At 50.7% G+C, this 18,362-nt stretch carries 17 protein-coding genes and 1 rRNA gene; 2 read left to right on the top strand and 16 right to left on the bottom strand.

Translation table 11 applies throughout. From position 1 onward, the window contains the following. From EDM52_RS17665 to groES, 7 genes are all read right to left on the bottom strand, one after another. A 16S ribosomal RNA gene (locus EDM52_RS17665) occupies positions 1-99 on the bottom strand; the annotation flags it as partial. Positions 100-363: 264 nt separating this feature from the next. Beyond that, positions 364-1,155: an HAD family hydrolase gene (locus EDM52_RS17660; protein ID WP_122910265.1), complete on the bottom strand. Its 792-nt coding sequence runs from the start codon at positions 1,153-1,155 to the stop codon at positions 364-366. Beyond that, positions 1,152-1,973, bottom strand: coding sequence for a carbohydrate ABC transporter permease (locus tag EDM52_RS17655; RefSeq protein WP_122910264.1), 822 nt, complete (start codon positions 1,971-1,973; stop codon positions 1,152-1,154). The genes EDM52_RS17660 and EDM52_RS17655 overlap by 4 nt, the downstream gene beginning before the upstream one ends. 9 nt (positions 1,974-1,982) lie before the next feature. Continuing rightward, positions 1,983-2,942, bottom strand: a complete 960-nt coding sequence (locus tag EDM52_RS17650; protein WP_122910263.1) for a carbohydrate ABC transporter permease — start codon at positions 2,940-2,942, stop codon at positions 1,983-1,985. 161 nt (positions 2,943-3,103) lie between these two features. Next, positions 3,104-4,420, bottom strand: coding sequence for an ABC transporter substrate-binding protein (locus EDM52_RS17645; protein WP_245997058.1), 1,317 nt, complete (start codon positions 4,418-4,420; stop codon positions 3,104-3,106). A 195-nt stretch (positions 4,421-4,615) separates the two neighbouring features. Next, entirely contained in the window at positions 4,616-6,247 is a 1,632-nt protein-coding gene (gene groL / locus EDM52_RS17640; RefSeq protein ID WP_122910262.1) for a chaperonin GroEL, read from the bottom strand. A 58-nt stretch (positions 6,248-6,305) separates the two neighbouring features. Beyond that, positions 6,306-6,590, bottom strand: a complete 285-nt coding sequence (gene groES / locus EDM52_RS17635; protein WP_122910261.1) for a co-chaperone GroES — start codon at positions 6,588-6,590, stop codon at positions 6,306-6,308. Positions 6,591-6,851: 261 nt separating this feature from the next. On the opposite strand from groES, the gene EDM52_RS17630 reads away from it, so the two are divergent. Further along, on the top strand, positions 6,852-8,186 hold the full coding sequence (locus tag EDM52_RS17630; protein ID WP_122910260.1) for a CAP-associated domain-containing protein: 1,335 nt from the start codon (positions 6,852-6,854) through the stop codon (positions 8,184-8,186). A gap of 40 nt (positions 8,187-8,226) precedes the next feature. Here EDM52_RS17630 and EDM52_RS17625 read toward each other — a convergent pair whose 3' ends face one another. From EDM52_RS17625 to EDM52_RS17600, 6 genes are all read right to left on the bottom strand, one after another. Further along, complete coding sequence (locus EDM52_RS17625) at positions 8,227-8,670, bottom strand: hypothetical protein (RefSeq protein ID WP_122910259.1); 444 nt, start codon at positions 8,668-8,670, stop codon at positions 8,227-8,229. 116 nt (positions 8,671-8,786) lie between these two features. Then, the gene (gene tatC / locus EDM52_RS17620) at positions 8,787-9,560 is read right to left on the bottom strand and encodes a twin-arginine translocase subunit TatC (RefSeq protein WP_122910258.1); all 774 of its coding nucleotides are present in this window, start codon (positions 9,558-9,560) and stop codon (positions 8,787-8,789) included. Positions 9,561-9,578: 18 nt separating this feature from the next. Further along, positions 9,579-9,986, bottom strand: coding sequence for a twin-arginine translocase TatA/TatE family subunit (gene tatA / locus EDM52_RS17615; protein WP_122910257.1), 408 nt, complete (start codon positions 9,984-9,986; stop codon positions 9,579-9,581). 42 nt (positions 9,987-10,028) lie between these two features. Then, complete coding sequence (locus EDM52_RS17610; RefSeq protein WP_122910256.1) at positions 10,029-11,030, bottom strand: molybdopterin-binding protein; 1,002 nt, start codon at positions 11,028-11,030, stop codon at positions 10,029-10,031. Continuing rightward, on the bottom strand, positions 11,024-11,539 hold the full coding sequence (locus EDM52_RS17605; RefSeq protein WP_122910255.1) for a MogA/MoaB family molybdenum cofactor biosynthesis protein: 516 nt from the start codon (positions 11,537-11,539) through the stop codon (positions 11,024-11,026). The genes EDM52_RS17610 and EDM52_RS17605 overlap by 7 nt, the downstream gene beginning before the upstream one ends. Positions 11,540-11,636: 97 nt before the next feature. Next, positions 11,637-12,209, bottom strand: a complete 573-nt coding sequence (locus EDM52_RS17600) for a 5-formyltetrahydrofolate cyclo-ligase (RefSeq protein WP_122910254.1) — start codon at positions 12,207-12,209, stop codon at positions 11,637-11,639. Between the two features lie 110 nt (positions 12,210-12,319). On the opposite strand from EDM52_RS17600, the gene EDM52_RS17595 reads away from it, so the two are divergent. Then, positions 12,320-14,251: an ABC-F family ATP-binding cassette domain-containing protein gene (locus EDM52_RS17595; protein WP_122910253.1), complete on the top strand. Its 1,932-nt coding sequence runs from the start codon at positions 12,320-12,322 to the stop codon at positions 14,249-14,251. A gap of 5 nt (positions 14,252-14,256) precedes the next feature. Here EDM52_RS17595 and EDM52_RS17590 read toward each other — a convergent pair whose 3' ends face one another. The 3 genes from EDM52_RS17590 to rimI all read right to left on the bottom strand — a co-directional run bounded on the left by EDM52_RS17590 (position 14,257) and on the right by rimI (position 18,362). Continuing rightward, a complete protein-coding gene (locus EDM52_RS17590; RefSeq protein WP_245997057.1) occupies positions 14,257-16,515 on the bottom strand; it encodes a hypothetical protein in 2,259 nt (752 codons plus the stop codon). A gap of 306 nt (positions 16,516-16,821) precedes the next feature. Then, entirely contained in the window at positions 16,822-17,907 is a 1,086-nt protein-coding gene (tsaD, locus tag EDM52_RS17585) for a tRNA (adenosine(37)-N6)-threonylcarbamoyltransferase complex transferase subunit TsaD (RefSeq protein WP_122910252.1), read from the bottom strand. Further along, the gene (gene rimI / locus EDM52_RS17580) at positions 17,904-18,362 is read right to left on the bottom strand and encodes a ribosomal protein S18-alanine N-acetyltransferase (RefSeq protein WP_122910251.1); all 459 of its coding nucleotides are present in this window, start codon (positions 18,360-18,362) and stop codon (positions 17,904-17,906) included. The genes tsaD and rimI overlap by 4 nt, the downstream gene beginning before the upstream one ends.

The raw sequence follows: 18,362 nt of genomic DNA, 5'->3' as shown, positions 1-18,362 counted from the left end.
CACCCGTCCGCCGCTAGGGTCCGAAAACCCTCGCTCGACTTGCATGTATTAGGCACGCCGCCAGCGTTCGTCCTGAGCCAGGATCAAACTCTCCAATAAAGTTTGTTACTGGTTCAAAGCTGGCAAATCATTTCATGATAGACTCATCAACGCTTTCGCTGTTCAGTTTTCAAAGAGCATTTCGTTTTCTCGTCAGCGTTTCGTTGCCGACCCTTTAAACTTTATCACGTCTTAGCTGGGAAATCAAGAGTTATTTTTAAAAAAGTGATGTTTTTTTCATTCTCTTTAAAAACACTCTCAAAAGCGACAAGAGTTATCATAGCAACTCCAATCAAAAAAAGCAAGCAAAAGATCAAGAAAAAATCACCCCCCCTTCCATTCTTTCAAAAATGGCATCAGTTCTTGTATGGAACGGATTACAATAGTCGGCCTGTATTCACTAGGAAGCACAGTTTCCGTTATGCCTTGCATTCTCCCGCTTTCCTTCCGCCGCTTTTCCTGCAACACTTGGACGACCTCATCGTCATGCGGTCGCTGTACAGGGAAAAGCGAGCTGGCCCTCTGCGAAAGACCCCTTTCTATTAGAACAGAGACAGCGTTGGCACGATTGGCCAGCAGTATATCGTGATCCAAACGATCCCCTACATGAGCCACTACTTTCCCTGCCAGCATATCCAGGATCACCGTGTCAGGCTTGCCCGTACCTGCTCTCTCCGGTGTGACGACCTCATCAAAGCAATCGAGCAGACTCAATGCTTGCATCACAGGTGCTTGGTATTTGTAAAAACCGTTTGTCACTGCAGCCAAAGCATAACCTTGAGCCTTCATCTCAAGCAACAGCTGTGGAATCTCCGGTTCAAGCAAATACACCTTGGGAGAAATAGAATGCTTTTGTACCAACTCCTCTATGTCAACAGACTTCTCGATGCCCAACTCTTGGCACAACCTGGCGAGCATCTCGTCCCAGTCATAAGCTTCCACGTACCTGCCTTGTTCCATTCGTCGCTCATGCTCAGCCGTCAGGGCGGAAACAGAGTCGTATGATTGGCCCAACTGACCGGAGACTGCAGCAGCAATCTCCGGGAATACCCATTTTGAAAAAGGATTTTGCATCAACGTACCATCCAGATCAAACGTAATCCATCGCCGACTCATTTTATCGCCCCCGAAGTAAGTCCTTCAATAAACTGCCTGGATGCAAACAAAAACGCTATGATCATGGGCAGAGAAGAAATCGTCAAGCTGGCAAACAGCAGATTCCATTCCGTGTCATACTCACCGAACAGCGTCAGCACGCCAAGCGGAATCGTGCTCAGCTCTTCGCTTTTTAAAAAGATGAGCGGGTAAAAGAAATCGTTCCAGACGCCGATCAACTGAACGATCGCTACGGTTCCAAGTGCCGGCTTCATCAAAGGGAGAATGATTTTATAATAAACCTGAAAGTTGTTGCACCCGTCCAATCGCGCAGATTGATCCAACTCGGTAGGCAACGTGCGAAAAAAACCATAAAACACGAATACGGCAAACGGTATTCCTCCAGCAACGTACAAAACGACCAAGGAAGTCAGTGTGTCAAGCAAGTTAAGCTGCAGCATGATCATATAAAGCGGCAAAATGGCTAGCTTCATCGGCAACATCAACCCAACCATAAAGAAAAACAGAATGTAAGCATTCCAGCGAAACGTAAAGCGGGAAAGATAGAAGGCAGCTAACGAAGAGACAAACAAAATCAATATGACCGATAGCCCGCTTACGTAGATGCTATTCCATACGTACTTGCCAAAGCTCACCTTTTCCCAGACCAAAACGTAGTTCTCCAACGAAAAGTTGGAAGGCAGCCCAAGTGGCGAGGTAAGAATCTCCACATTGCTTTTCAGCGATGAGGAGATCATGAGAAAGAACGGATACAGTATAGATAGGGATACAAGCGACAAAATCAGGTATTTGGCAAACTGTCCAATTCGTCCCGCCATGCTCTCCTCCTATTGTTCAAATTCTTTTTTCTTGAAGAAAAACAGCAGCACAGCCGTTGCGCTGGAAATCATTAAAAAGAGTACGACAGCAAGGGCTGAACCTAAACCGATCGATTCTCCGCCATCTACAGAACCAAACGCTAAGCGGTAAAAATAGGTAGCCAATACATCGGTCGAATAGTACGGGCCCGCTTGCGAGCCTTGCATCGCAAAGATCAACTCAAACGTCTCAAACGCCCCGATAAAGGTAAGGATCGACATCACCATAATGGCAGGCATCGCCAATGGAATGGTAATCTTCAGCAACATCGTCAATCCGGATGCACCATCCATTTTGGCTGCATCGTAAATCTCCTGAGGAATTGCCTGCAGTCCTGCGAGAAAGATCAGCATGGAAAAGCCTAATCCGTACCAGCTATTGACCAGGATGATCGTATACAGTGCTGTATCGGGATCACCCAGCCAGGGACGCGCCCACTCTTCCAACCCGATGAATTGCAAAATCGTGTTAAGCGCACCGTACGTAGGATTCAAAATCAGGCTGAACAAAAAGCCGACGACGATCACGGATAAGAGCTTCGGCAGAAAAATAACCGTTTTAAAAAACTCTTTGCCGCGGATTTTGCTATTGATCAGCAAAGCGAGCAAAAATGCGACCGCCATTTTGAAAATAATTGTCCCCACGAAAAAGATGAGGTTGTGGCCAAAGGCTCGGCTAAAGGTTTCCTTGAACGGAGACTCCGTGAATAGGAGAACAAAATTGTCTAAACCGACAAACTCACCTCGTCGCATCCCTTGGAATGAGTAAAAACTGTTTAAGAATGCAGACAAAATCGGATATAGCTGGAACCAGATAAACAATACCAGGGCAGGCAGCAAAAACAGATGGACGAGCTGTTTTTTCCAATTGATGCGTTTTTGCTTGGGCACCTTGAGTTTTGGCTCAGTCTCTTTTTGCAAAACAGCCATACGCTCCAATCCCTCCTTCAACAAAAACTGTATGTGGCTCATCGGGAAGCAGACAACCAAGGTTAATCAGCAGACAAACCAAGCACAGATACAAAAGTGAAAACAGGTACAGCCAAGCGACTTGCCTGGACTGTACCTGCGTGTCCCTGCTGGTTAACCCGCTACTTCTTCGGCTGGAACCACTTTTCAAGCGAAGCCTGCGTATCCTCTGCCACTTTGTCTACCGCCAGCTGCCCAATATACATTCCCTGCAATGAATTCTCAAATGTCGTCTTGGTGGTAGGTGTGCCTTCACTAAAGTGAACAAGCATCATATAACTGGTCATGCTTTTTTCGCTTAGCTCGGTCATCTTTTTCAACATCGGATGCTGAGGCACTACCCCTGGGATCGCGCTAAGCCTGTTCAACTGATCACTGAACATCTGACCAAACTCCTTGGAAGCGAGGAATTGGATGAAGGCTTTTGCTTCCTCCGGGTGCTTGGTTGCCTTAGCTATTCCATAGGAGCCATCGACCCAGTTGATCATCGGTGTCTCGCCGCCCTTTTCCTTCGCCAGTGCCGGCATAATATCGAGCGGCAAGTCAGCGTTCAGGTTTTCAAATGTCTCCAGGCGGTGGCTGCCGTTGATGTACATCGCTGCTTTTCCGGTGTAAAAGAGCGCTTGTGCATCCTTGTCGTCGATGGCGATGAAATCTTTCGGGAAGTACGGCACCAGATCGCTCATCCGCTTGATCGACTCTTTAAACGCTGGGTCGGTAAAGTTAACCTCGCCAGATAGCAGCTTTTCTACATACTCCTCTCCGCCGAATGCGCTCGTCCCGATGACATTGTGCGTGTACGAGAGCAAGTAAGCGGCCTTGCCTGCTTGCGCTACGGGAATAATACCTTTTTGAGAAAGGGCTTCACATACTTGCAAAAACTCTTCCCATGTCGTTGGTGTCTGCAACCCGTGATCCTGGAAAAGCTGCTTGTTGTAGAAAATAACGGCTGAGTTGATGAAGAGCGGTACGCCGTATACTTTGCCATCTTCTCCACGAGCAGCATCCAGATAAGACTGCGGGATGTCTGCTACGCCCGGAACGTCGTCAATCGGCAGCAGATAGCCTGCATCAGCGATCGAAGCAGCACCTGCGTATGGACGAAGCTGCAAGATGTCAACTCCGGATCCCGCTGTCAGCGAGTTGGTCAAGATCGTATTGTACTCCGTAGATTTGAAAGAGCGAAAATTCACCTTCACGTGCGGATGCATCTTTTGAAACTCGGCAATAAAGCCTTCATACGCCTCTTTGTCCTCCGGGCGCCAGCTGTACATGACCAGTTCTACCGGATCCTTCTTTGCTTCTTCTGCCGCCGGCTGCGGCTGCTGTGCTGCAGGCGTCTGCTCAGCTGGAGCAGATGTGGATGCACCACCACCACTACATCCGGATAAAACAAACATCAGTACAGCGCTAAATAACCAAACCCCTACACGTCTCACTGTAAAATCGCCTCCACGTCAGCTATTTGTTGCCTGCCCATCTGTGTAATGCACTATGTAGTATTATTTTATAATATTATAATAATTCAGGAAATATTTTTTCAATCTTTATTTTAATTTTTCCGAAAACAACCATTAAAAAAAGAGACAGACGTGTTGTCTGCCTCTTTTCGAAACGGTGTACGAGACCGTTTCTTACATCATGCCCATACCGCCCATGCCACCCATATCCGGCATGCCCATAGGAGCTTTGTTTTCTTCTGGTTTGTCCGCGATTACCGCTTCTGTAGTCAGGAACATAGCCGCTACAGATGCAGCGTTGGAGAGTGCGGAGCGAGTTACTTTCGCAGCGTCTACGATACCTGCTTCGAGCATGTTAACATACTCTTCGCTGGCAGCGTTGAAACCGATGCCTACAGGCTCTTTTTTCAGACGCTCTACGATTACAGAACCTTCCAGTCCTGCGTTCGCTGCGATTTGACGAACTGGCTCTTCCAGGGAGCGGAGTACGATTTGTACACCTACTGCCTCTTCGCCTTCTACTTTTACAGCTTCAACAGCTTTGATTGCATTGATCAGAGTAGTACCACCACCAGGTACGATACCCTCTTCTACCGCTGCGCGAGTAGAGTTGAGCGCGTCCTCGATGCGGAGCTTCTTCTCTTTCAATTCAGTTTCAGTAGCTGCACCCACTTTGATAACCGCTACGCCGCCAGCCAGTTTCGCCAGACGCTCTTGCAGTTTTTCACGATCGAAATCGGAAGTGGTGTCTTCGATTTGTTGACGGATTTGCGCTACGCGGCCTTCGATAGCAGCTTTGTCGCCAGCACCTTCAACAACCGTTGTGTTTTCTTTGGTAACCACGATTTTGCCTGCGCGGCCCAGTTGTTCCAGCTTGGTGGATTTCAGATCCAGACCCAGCTCTTCTGTGATCACTTCGCCACCAGTCAAAGCAGCGATGTCTTGCAGCATTGCTTTACGGCGGTCGCCAAAGCCAGGAGCTTTAACCGCTACAGCTGTGAAGGTACCACGCAGTTTGTTCACTACGAGAGTAGCCAGTGCTTCGCCTTCCACATCTTCTGCGATGATCAGGAGTGGTTTGCCGCTTTGTACAACTTGCTCCAGTACAGGCAGAACTTCCTGGATGTTGGAGATTTTTTTATCTGTGATCAGGATGTAAGGGTTGTTCAGAACCGCTTCCATCTTGTCAGTATCCGTGATCATGTAAGGGGAAGCGTAACCACGGTCAAATTGCATACCTTCTACTACTTCCAGCTCTGTAATGAAGCCTTTGGACTCTTCAACAGTGATAACGCCGTCTTTGCCCACTTTTTCCATCGCTTCTGCGATCAGGTTTCCTACCTCTTGATCGTCAGCAGAAATGGCCGCTACTTGTGCGATCGAGGATTTGTTCTCAACCGGCTTCGCGATAGATTTGATTTCTTCTACAGCAGCGCGAACTGCTTTTTCCATACCGCGACGGATTACCATCGGGTTGGCACCAGCGGTTACGTTTTTCAGACCTTCACGGATCATAGCAGCAGCCAGAACCGTTGCAGTCGTGGTACCGTCACCAGCGATGTCATTTGTTTTGGTCGCAACTTCTTTAACCAGCTGCGCACCCATGTTTTCGTAAGCGTCTTCCAGCTCGATTTCTTTCGCGATAGTTACACCGTCGTTGGTGATCAGCGGGGAACCGAATTTTTTCTCCAGTACCACGTTGCGTCCTTTTGGACCGAGTGTTACTTTTACCGCGTTTGCCAGTGTTTCCACACCACGGAGCATCGAGCGGCGAGCGTCTTCAGAGAACTTGATTTGTTTTGCCATCTGATCTCTACCTCCTGCTTTATGTGTTTTCCAATCGTATTCCTATGTGAAGAGCTAGTTAACCGATGATCGCCAGGATATCGGATTCGCGAAGCACCAGATATTCTTTGTTATCCACTTTCACTTCAGTGCCGGCGTACTTGGAGAAAATTACCTTGTCGCCTTCTTTTACTTCCAACGCGATGCGCTCGCCGTTGTCAGCAACACGACCAGAGCCTACAGCGATAATGCGGCCTTCTTGCGGTTTTTCCTTTGCCGTGTCAGGCAGAACGATCCCGCTTGCGGTCGTTTCGTCTTTGGAGATAGCTTCAATTACCACACGGTCACCCAATGGCTTCAGCACTAAAAACACCCTCCTCAAAAAATGTAGGTTAGAAAGTATGTGTTGTTAGCACTCAACTTGAGCGAGTGCTAACACCCAATTCCTATAATAATGAATCACCTTTTACTTTGCAAGTAGTTTCCCTCACTTTTTTCCATCTATCAGTTCTTTCAACTCTCTCTAGCAGTTGGCATTTTTCTAGCAACGAGGTTCTAGCAAAAAAACGGGCTCATATAATCCAAGCATAGAGTTCAGTCCAGACGTCCAAGGAGGGACCCTGAAATGCGCAATTGGTTTTTACTTGGTGTGATTACACTTACGATGGTCGGGATCACACGACTTATCTCTTGGGACAATTCCTCAACGGTTCGGGTAAACGTCAATCCTGCGGCCATCTATTGGGACGGTCAGGAAATTAACGCCAGTACCCTGTCGGCTGACAGGCAGAAAGACGGAAAATCGCTCCCCACCACCCTGGAGTATCAGGGAACCTTGTACGTTCCACTTTCTCTGATCGGGGAACAGCTCGACAAGCAAGTCGGATGGGACCAAAAGAGTTCAACGGCCTGGGTGGGTAAAGCGCCTGAAGCTTCATCCCCTACTATGGTGGCGGATGCGAGCGCGATAAAGCCTGCGGTAACCCAGGCAGCTCCCCCTGCCAAAGCTGAGCCAAGTCAGCCTGTGTCCGCTCCCAAAAAGACAGGCGCTGTTGTCGAACCGGCTTACGAGCTATTCGGATTAAAGCTCGGCATGTCAGCCAAGGAAGTCACTGATCTGCTTGGCGAGCCTGATCGCATGGAACCGAGCAGCCTCGGCTATCAATGGTGGATCTATAACAAGGATTATGCCTCCTATCTCCAGGTGGGCGTCGTGGATGACAAGGTCGTCGATCTGTATTCCAACGCTCCTTTGGCAAAGCTGGGCGGCACAGGTATCGGAGCCAGCCTGAAATCGATTGAAAACAAACACCCGCTGCAAAATATCGTTACCTTTTCGTATATGGGAGCAAAAGTCCAGATCACCAACCAGAAGCATCAACGCCCGCTGGTTATGAAAGACAGCAAGCCGGTGATCTATTACCTGGATCAGCAAAACAGCAGCAAGGTAACAGCTGTGCGGATGATGGATACAAAAATGCTGCTGCGCGGCGGTTTTTATGAAACGAAATGGACGTACACCGGACAAGCTCCCAACTTCGATCCTCCGGCGCTCACGGTGAAGCAAAGAGAGCTGGTCAATGCCGCGTACGAGCGACAAATCCTGGATCTGGTCAACGTCACCCGCTACCGCTACAAGCTGCCACCGCTCCAATGGCACGGCGAAGCTGCAGAAGTGGCCCGGAAGCATAGTCAGGACATGGCCAACCACGACTTCTTCGACCATGTCTCGGCAACTACTGGCCTGGATCCTTTCGCTCGCCTGAAGCAAGCCAACATCCGCTACACGATGGCAGGTGAAAATATCGCAGCTGGCTATCCCGACGCGATTGAGGCCCATGAAAGCTGGATGAACAGTCCCGGACACCGTAAAAACGTCCTGGAAAAAGGCTTCTCCCAGCTCGGTGTCGGAGTGATCACCGATTATTACACGCAAGCTTTCCTGACTATCTCCAAGTAACCGTGCTTCGCCACACCTTTTTTCACAAGCCGGGTTTCTTTTACTTGGGCAGGCGGAGCTGCACGCGTAACGCGTCTACTTTTGCAGAAAACTCGACGACGACGGTCTCGTATTGCTTGGTATGCAAAATCAGCCACGGTGCCCGCCTACCCGTTTTCGGCATGACCACAAACATCGCCGCGATCTGTGTATCAAGTCGCGAAGGTTTATGCACCAATCGTTTGGGCGGCACCAAAGGAATTTTCACGATCATGGCGTGTTCCAAAACTGGATTCAGCTCCAGTACCCGACCACTCACACTGTCTAGAATCTTGCCCGCCTGATCCTGAAAGGTTGAAGAATTGGGAAACGTCTCGACGACCTGCTGCTTGTCCGTATCAAACAGTTCTACGCGCTCCGACTGATCAGCCAGCTCTACCGGTTTTGCCATCGCGCCTGCATGAGCCGGTGAAAACAGCAGTGCCAAAGAAAGAATAAGCCACATACGACCACCTCCCCATTGCTCTGTACTAGTATGTCTAGTGAGAAGCTGTCACATCCTATTTTTTTGAAACCGCATAAGAAAAAGTCCCCTGCACTTGTATCAGGGGACTTGCCTTTTTAGCGGCTTACTTCATCCGCTTCCATGTTATATTCCTTTTCCCATTGTTCTTGTTCCTTCAGCTGCTTGCGATAGACAATCCGGGACAGCCAGGTGCTGATCTCGTATAAAAGCAAGAGCGGGATCGTCACCAGGACGTCACTCATAATATCGGGCGGTGTCAGCGTAATGGCGATCACAGCCAGGATAAAATAGGCGTAGCGTCTCATTTTGGCAAGTCTCATCGGATTGAGGATCTTCAAGCGAGTAAGAAACATCACGACAATCGGCAATTGAAAAAGCACTCCGAAAGGGATCACCATGTTAAACATGAAGCTGAAGAATTCTCCGATGCCGTAATTGGGATTAATCCCCATGCTTCCAGAAAGATTGGACATGAATTGCATCAGCATCGGGAAGACGATGTAGTAGCCAAATAGAAGTCCCATGATAAACAACAGGAACGCTGCCGGAATGAAGTACAGCGTACCGCGGCGCTCAGTCTCCCGCAGACCCGGGGAAACAAAACGCCAAATGTGATACAGTGCTACGGGCAGTACCACAACGACTCCTACCAGGACAGCCACCTGCATGTACACACGCAGGGCGTCAGATGGATGAAGCGAGATGATCGGAACGCCGTCAGCAATCGGTTGTTGCTTTAAATACTCAATCAGCGGACCAGCCAAAAAGAAGCCGGCAATCAACGCAACAATAAAAACGGCCAACACCCACATGATTCGCTTGCGCAACTCTGTCAGATGCTCAACCACTGTCATTTCTTGTTCGGTCATGGAACCCACCTTACCCAATTACGCCTTATGCTGTCCTTGTTCAGCTTGCAGACGCTCTTGTTCTAGCTTTGCGCGGATTTCTTTTTCCAGGCGTTCACGCTCGAGACGCTCCCGAACCTCCCGCTCGATTCTCTCACGATCCAAAGCATCCTGATCCGCAGCGGCTGTCGTCTTGTCAGTTGAAGTTGCGGCGGTAGTTGCGGTTGTTGCAGCAGGGGCAGGCGTTGCCGTTTTCGCTGCTAGCTCCTTGGCCTTCGCCTTATCATCTTCTTCATCATCGTCGCTGGTCAGGCTTCGCGTGGCATTTTTAAACTCCTTCAGTGTATGTCCCACTGCCCGCCCCAGCTCCGGAAGCTTCTTAGGTCCAAATAATACAAGTGCCAAAACCAAAATAAGAATTAAACCAGGAATTCCAATCGTACTCATCTTGTTTCACTCCTTTATCCTGTTATATGCCAGTCTAACCAGCTAACACTTGCGTAAACCGCCATATCCTAAACGCGTCATATCCGACTCTTCAATGCGCTCCCCTGCAAGGATGCGCGGCAAAAATACATCAAACGACGTAAACGGCTCATGCATGACAGCCCCTGGAAGACCCAAAACCGGGATCTCTCCGTAGTAGGATACCAACAGCATCGAACCCGGCAGCATCGGTGTTCCATAACGCACAACCTGCGCGCCTACCCCTGCAATCGCTCCCGGAGTCCGGTCGTCCGGATCGACGGACATCCCGCCTGTGACCAACACCAGGTCCACTCCTTGATCCAGGAACCATTTGATCTCTTTCTCAATCGCCTCTTTATCGTCAGGCGCAAAGCGCTGTTCGACCACTTCAGACCCGAGTGCCTCTACCTTGGCGCGAATAGCCGGACCAAACTTGTCGGCAATTCTTCCGGTAAATACTTCGCCACCTGTGGTGACCAGACCTACCCGTTTCTTCAAAAACGGCTTTACCTGCACAATCGGACCTGCAAAGGTTTGGGCCAGCTGCTCCAGCTCTACAATGCGCGCTTCCTCCATGATCAGCGGAATGATTCGAGTCGCTGCCAGCGTATCTCCTGGCTGTACGACCTGATCGCCATAAATCGTAGAAAACGCAATGCCCTCCAGTGCATTCAGGGCATGTACAGCTTGTTCATTGATTTTGGCAAGTCCCTTGTAAGCTGCCTTCATCGACACTTTTCCTTCATACGGCTCTGTCAGCGTCAAGCCTTCTCCAGAAACGGCCTGCGCAATTCGAATTCCCGCTTCTTCTTCGTGGATAAAGCCTTCTGGCATTTCCAGTACGTAAATATGCTCCTTCCCGATCGAGAGCAGCGGTTCAATATCTTCTGCCGTGACGACATGTCCTTTTTTGAACAAGCGCCCTTTAAATTCACCAGGGAGAATTTGAGTCATATCGTGCGGAAGCATCATGCCGATGGCCTCGCGTACCGGCACTTCCCGCATCTTCGGTTTTTCTACCAACCGTATCCTCCCCAATCTTCATTGGCCTCACCCGTTCCCTGCAAGATATGCAGAGCATCGGAAAGCATGTCTCCAATTGCGTTAAAGCAAATCTCTACACCCTTCGGATTTCCCGGAAGGTTGATGATCAAGGAGTTGCCGCGGGTACCTGCTACCGCACGTGTCAGCATAGCACGACGCGATTGTTGGAGTCCAGCACGCCGCATCTCTTCAGCCAGCCCCGGAACAGGCCTGTCCATGACCCAAGCTGTCACCTCTGGCGTTACGTCACGCGGACTGAGTCCAGTGCCTCCAGTCACGATTAGCAGATCGCATTTTTCCCGATCCACCAGTTCAATCATATTTTCTTTCAGATCTTCCATATCATCAGTAACAGCGCGGTATATAGCTACGTCAACCTGCAGCCATTCACGAGTCAGTTGTCGAATAATCGGAATTCGGTCGTCCGCTCGCTCACCTCTCGCGATCGAATCACTTGCCGAAATCACTCCTACCTTCCATCTACCCACAGCTCATACCTCCGTTTTATCATTCGATAGTATTGTACACTTTTTTGTCCGTGCTGTAGATACCGCTGGCAGAAAAGAGCGCTCTGACACAAAACCTTCACGAATGGAAACAACCTTCTTCTGTGACAATCCCATCCAATAAAATATCGTGGGGCTCCAAGGGCACCTCATCCACCACCTGCATAGAGAAGCCGACTCCGAGTAAAAAAGGACGGTGCGAGTGCGACAGACCATCGAGAAAGCGATCGTAATATCCCGCTCCGTACCCCATTCTGCCACCGCGCAAATCAAATGCCACACCTGGAACCAAAATGGCATCCAGTCTGCTGCAATCCATCACCACTGCTTTTGCCGGGTCCGGCTCCCAAATCCCGTACACCCCTTGCTTCAGCATATGAGGTCCGTCATATCGATACGGAACAAGGCGACGCTCTGCCGAAATGGTCAGGGGCAGCCATATCTCTCCCCCTCGTTTCCTAACCTCTTCGACAAACGGCAGAATGTCCAGTTCCTCCCCAAATGGATGAAAAGCCATGATCACTTTCGCTTTTTTCAGCTCTTCACAGTCGAGCATCCATTCGCAGGCTCTTTGCGAAAAAGCTTCTCGGAGCTCTGGCGACAGCAGTTTTCGTTTTTGCAGCAAATGACGGCGAAGCTCTTTTTTATCCATGCTTTTATCCTCCCCGCATCTGGCGTATACGTCAGGAACAGGTCTACAGACTTGTCCCGCGCTCGCTCTCTAAGCTACACTTGAATATAGTATATAAAGAGGTGAAACAGATGATCTTGCTGCAAGCTGAACATATAGAAAAAACGTACGGAGTCGAGACCATTTTACAGGACATTTCTCTGCAAGTACAAACCGGAGAACGCGTCGGTCTGGTCGGTGTCAATGGTGCGGGAAAATCAACCCTGATGAAGATCCTATCGGGAGAATTGAGCTACGACAGCGGCATTGTGCGGATTCCCAAGGATGTCTCGATCGGCTATCTGGCGCAAAATGGCGGTCTGGAATCGGAACGCTCGATCTGGGACGAGTTGCTCAGCGTATTTTCGCATCTGCAAAAGGAAGAGCGTGATTTGCGCGAGCTGGAAGCCAAGATGGGGGATTCCACAGTAATCGCCGACGAAAAGCGCTATCAGCAAATCATGGAGGATTACGCGCGCCGCTTTGAGGCATTCAAGGAAAAGGGCGGTTACAGCTATGAAGGCTCCATCCGTGGCGTCTTGCATGGTTTGCGCTTTGCCGACATGGACTACACGACCCCGATTCGCACGCTGAGCGGCGGTCAGAAGACGCGCCTGGCTTTGGCCAAGCTGCTTTTGCAGTCTCCTACCATCCTGCTGCTGGACGAGCCTACCAACTATCTGGATATCGAAACACTCACATGGCTGGAGAGCTATTTGCAAAACTACCAGGGCGCCATTCTCGTCGTCTCCCACGACCGCTACTTCCTGGACAAGCTGGTCACGGTCGTCTACGAAATTGAGCGGACCCGCGCAACCCGCTATGTCGGCAACTACAGTCAATTTCTCGATCAGAAGGCTGCTCGTCTGGAACAGGATTTGAAACGCTTCGACAAGCAGCAGGAGGAAATCGCCAAGCTGGAGGATTTCATCGCCCGCAATATCGCTCGCGCTACGACGACCAAGCGGGCACAAAGCCGGCGCAAAACGCTGGAAAAAATGGACCGCCTGGATAAGCCGATCATGAGAAACAAGTCGGTCCACTTTTCCTTCGACGTCGCCAAGATGAGCGGAAATATCGTCATGAAAGCGAACAATGTCGCGATCGGTTACCCTGATGCTGTCCTCTCCTCCGGGCTTACTTTTGAGATCGAACGGGAAGAGAGGGTCGCACTGGTCGGTCCCAACGGTATCGGCAAATCAACGCTGCTCAAAACTATCGTCTCTCAGCTACAAGCGTTGAGAGGTGATATTCAGCTCGGCAGCAACGTCACTATCGGATACTACGACCAGGAGCACCGGAATTTGAATGAACGCAGCACCGTACTCGGTGAAATCTGGGACGAATACCCGCAAATGCTCGAAAAAGACGTGCGCACCTTGCTCGGCAACTTCCTGTTTAGCGGCGACGATGTGCAGAAGAAGATCTCGGATCTATCAGGCGGTGAACGCGCTCGCGTCTCCTTGGCCAAGCTGATGCTCAAACAGGCCAATTTTCTGATCTTTGACGAGCCGACCAACCATCTGGACATCTACAGCAAGGAAGTGCTGGAGAACGCACTCGATGAATATCCCGGTACGATCCTGTTCGTCTCCCATGACCGCTACTTCCTCAACAAAATCGCAAGCCGTGTGCTGGAACTGTCTGCAAATGGCGTAACCAGCTATCTGGGCAACTACGATTACTACGTGGAAAAGAAACAGGAATTGGCCGAGCTGGCAGCCGAACAAGTCGCCCTACAGGCAAAAAAGACAGGAGCTGCTCCTGTCCAGACAGAAAAAAGCTCCTACGAGCTGGATAAAGAGGCAAAACGACGCGAGCGTCAACGCCAGCGCCGTCTTGAAGAGATCGAAGAGACGATCCAGATGCGGGAAACCGCGATCAGCAAATGGGAAGAGGAATTATGTCTTCCCGAGGTCTACAGCGATCATATGCAAGCCAAGGAGCGAAATGATCAGATCCAGGCTGCAAAGGAAGAGCTGGAGCTGCTGTACGATGAGTGGAGCCAGCTCTCCCAGGAGTAAAGCCATCAGTCACCCACATCCCTGAGCTTCGTTCCTTCTGGCGGTACATCCGTCATCGGTCCGTTTCCGAGCGCCGCATAAAGCGCTGGTACGACCAAAAACATGATGCAGGTAGCAGCCGTCACAATTCCGGAATCATTCAAGACAAGACCTGCGAGCGAACCCGCGATCACCCCTGCAAAGCCTTTGACCAAATATGGGTAATCGAGTGCCAGATGTCGCAGGAAGCGGTCATTTTTCAAGGACAGCAAGCCCAGTATGATGAGCGATACGACAAATACCTTGCTCCAGATCGAGACGCGAATCAAGCGGATATTCATCTCCAGCTTGCGTTCCACCATCTGGGCTACTTCCATCCAATTGCCGGATACGATCTGCTGCGATACGCGTCCCACATGCGTCAATGGCTGATCGGTCAGCAAGCTGCCTGCCATGAGAACAAGCACACCACCTACGAGGCCACCTGCCAACAGCAGGAGGCCTTTTTTTCCCAGCGTCCAGCCTTGAAGACGTGTCCCCGCTACAAAAAAGCCAATCATCCCCGCAAGAAAGCCCCCTGCATCCGTCCCAAGATCAGGCGCTACCATGTAGTAGAGTACAGTTGCGAACAGAATGGCCGAGCTCACAGGAAGAATATGCCTTCTCCACCCTCGACTGCTCTGTCTGGCTGCGAACATCTGGTACAGTGCTGCCACGAACAGAGTGGCAGCTCCGATCAAAACGCCTTCATACTCATTCCCCAGCCCGTAAAATCTGGCCCCAATAACCGGGTCATACCCCAAATAAGACTGCCGCATCAGCGTCGCTCCCGTCCATCCGTCCAGCAGCAGCCCGAATACAGTCAATCCGCTGACAATCGCCACTGTGCGAGACAATGGAAAGCTTTCCAGGACAAAGGCAAGAAGCAAGGAAACCATGATCAGGACGCCCAAAACGACTGGCCCGGCTACCTGCCAGGACACGGCAGCTTCGACCAGAAGCAAAAAGGGAAACCAGAGCATGGCCAGCAGCGCTAGCCTTACTCCTCTACGTACACGTTCGCCTCTCTCTCCTTCATGATTTTTTCTCCCCCATATCCAGAGGATGACCGCGCTGGCTAGCGTAATCATCTGCAGCATGACATACGTGTACAGTACGGAGGAACGCGTAGCATACGTATGGTGAATGTACTCCACCTGCCTGAAAAGGTCTGTTACATCCTGTCCATTCTGTTGTACACGAAATGCGTGACCTGTGACCCCTTCAGGCATCGGGACTTTCAACCAGTTCAAAATCGAAGGCAGTACATCCAGTCCACTGACCAGCCCTGGCTGTCTCGTAGTGGAAGAGGTAATCAGGCCATGCTCCTCTCCCCGCCAGATCATGATTGGAGTCAGCAGCTTCTTTTCCTGGACTGCCTTGGCGTGAACAGCTGGCGAGACGAGCATGACCATCTGGTTGTCCCTGCGAGCGGAGAGGAGGTGATCGAGAAACACGGACAACTCGGTTAAGACACGTTCGTATTGTCGAGCAAACTGACCGGACTCCATCTCGTCTGCCAGCTGATAAAGTCGAGACAGGTCAGACAGCTGAACCACAATGACGCCGGAACGGGTGTCCTTCAGGATGTTTTCCTCCAGGTAGGAGTAATTCGTTTTTACGCCGTAAGGATACCCTGCCACAGACTGAAGCGTTGAGCTGGAAACATCCCCATCAGGCACACGCCCCTGCTCGTCCATCGCAAACAAAACGGCGTGACGTTGCCGTACATCCCCATGATCACCATTTCCGTAAGCTGCAATCGGTACCTGGTGTGTTGCCAGCGTGCTACCCAGCAAACCGATTCGCGGTGTGTATGGCTTGTTCTGATTGTCTGTCAGCAGCCGGAAAATACCGGGAAACACGATGTTTGCTCCCGTATGGTCAAGCCCCAGCTCTGCGGCGTGTTCACCTGCCGTCTTTTTGGTAGGCAACGCTTCATCGAAATGATAGGCCGTACCGCTTCGGTCCGTATACAGGGCTTGGGAGCCTCCTCCCATCAGCAGGTAGGTATTGGCTGCATTTCGTGTCCCCGGCGTGCGCGCAGACATCGCCCCTGCCCCGGCATCATCCATCCACCTATCCACATGTGGATATTTCCGAAGCTCCTCCAAATCGAAAAAAGACATCCCCTCCACGAACAGCACAATCACCTGTGATCCTTGCGATGGCTGGATTGCATCCGATTTTTGCGCAAAGGAAAGCAGCAGTAAAACTGACAGAAAAATAAGGCATTTTCTCATCATCTTGTATCCCCCTGTTGATAACTGCACCCGCTTTATCCACATATTCCACAGAAGAATCCACAGGTTCCAGGCCATTTTCCCGGTCATTTTTCATAGTTATCACCAGTATTCACAGGGGAAGGGAAGAACAGACAAAAAAGTTATCCAAAGTTTGTGGATAAGAAAGAGAAACCCCTTTTGTTATTGACTGTGCTTTGGTGGAGGAGAGGAAAAACGAACAGAGAAACAAGTTACGCTCTTTGCTTTTACCGAGCGGAAATGAAAAACGGGAGTTTGTCCCAAAAAGGAACAACCCCCGTTTTATTATCATTCATGCTCAGACAGCGACAGTCCAGGTACACCGTTGAGATTCAGCCCTGCAAACTCTCCTTTTTCATAGCGAATAAAGCCAGCTGCCGCGATCATGGCCGCGTTGTCGGTACACAGGGAGAGTGGCGGAATGACTAGCGGTACGCCTTCCTGTTGACATCGCGCTTGCAGCCGCTCACGCAGACCACGGTTTGCCGCCACACCACCAGCCAGCAATACCTGCTTCGCTCCGAATTCCCGGACGGCGCGCAGCGTTTTTTCCACCAGAACCTCAGTGACCGAATCCTGAAAGCTGGCAGCCAGGTTGGCCGGCTGAATCGTTTCGCCGCGCTGCGCCGCATTATGCAAGGTATTCAAAACAGCGGATTTAAGACCACTGAAGCTGAAATCATAGGAGTTCGGCTCCAGCCAGGAGCGAGGAAGGGGTACATTGGGTTCCCCTTCCAACGCCAGACGATCGATGTGCGGACCACCCGGATAAGGCAGGTTGAGCGCACGGGCTACCTTGTCGTAAGCTTCCCCGGCTGCATCGTCTCTCGTCTCGCCCAATATCTCAAACTGACCGTGCCCCTTCATCCAGACCAATTCCGTATGTCCCCCTGATACGACCAGGGCAATCAGCGGGAAATCCATCTCTTCCACCAAACGATTGGCGTAGATATGCCCTGCTATATGATGGACCCCGATCAGCGGGATGCCACGTGCCAGCGAAATGGCCTTGGCTGCCGCCACCCCTACCAAAAGGGCACCGACAAGACCGGGGCCGTACGTGACCGCGATAGCGTGGATATCCTCGAGTTTTTTGTCTGCATCGCGCAGCGCTTCTTCAATCGTCAGCGTGATATTCTCCACGTGACGCCTGGAAGCCACCTCCGGCACGACACCGCCAAAACGTTTGTGAATATCGGCCTGGGAGGCGATCACATTGGACAGGACCTCACGTCCGTCTCTTACGACAGATGCCGAGGTCTCGTCGCAGCTCGTTTCAATACCCAAAATATAAGTCGGGCCACCCGATTCCTTGTGTGCCTGAAAAGCTTGCTTTACGCGCTGTTCGTAGCGCGATAGGTTCGTATTGTTCATTGCAAAGTCACCCACATAATAATGGCATCCTCGTTGTTATCCGAATAATATCGTTTCCTGACCCCATGTTCCTTAAAGCCCAGCTTGACGTACATGCTGCGTGCTACCGTGTTGGAAGGCCGCACTTCAAGCGTCATGCTTTTTGCCCCGAACATCACCGCAACACCCATCATTTTTTGCATCATCCGGACGCCGATCTTCTGTCCGCGATACGAGGGATGAACAGCCACATTCGTAATATGCGCTTCATCCAGGATGATCCACATCCCGCAGTAAGCGACCACTTTATTCTCATGCAAAGCGACGACATAACGAGCGTTGGGATTTTTCGTCAGCTCGTTGACAAAGGCATCATGCGGCCAAGGAGTCGTGAACGACAGTCGTTCCAGCTCGGTGACGGCAGGAATATCCTCAAGCGTCATAAAACGGAATCCAAGCTCAAACTTTTGTTCCAT

Source organism: Brevibacillus invocatus, assembly GCF_003710915.1.
GTDB lineage: Bacteria > Bacillota > Bacilli > Brevibacillales > Brevibacillaceae > Brevibacillus > Brevibacillus invocatus.
This window is presented reverse-complemented; position numbering and strand designations above follow the sequence as displayed.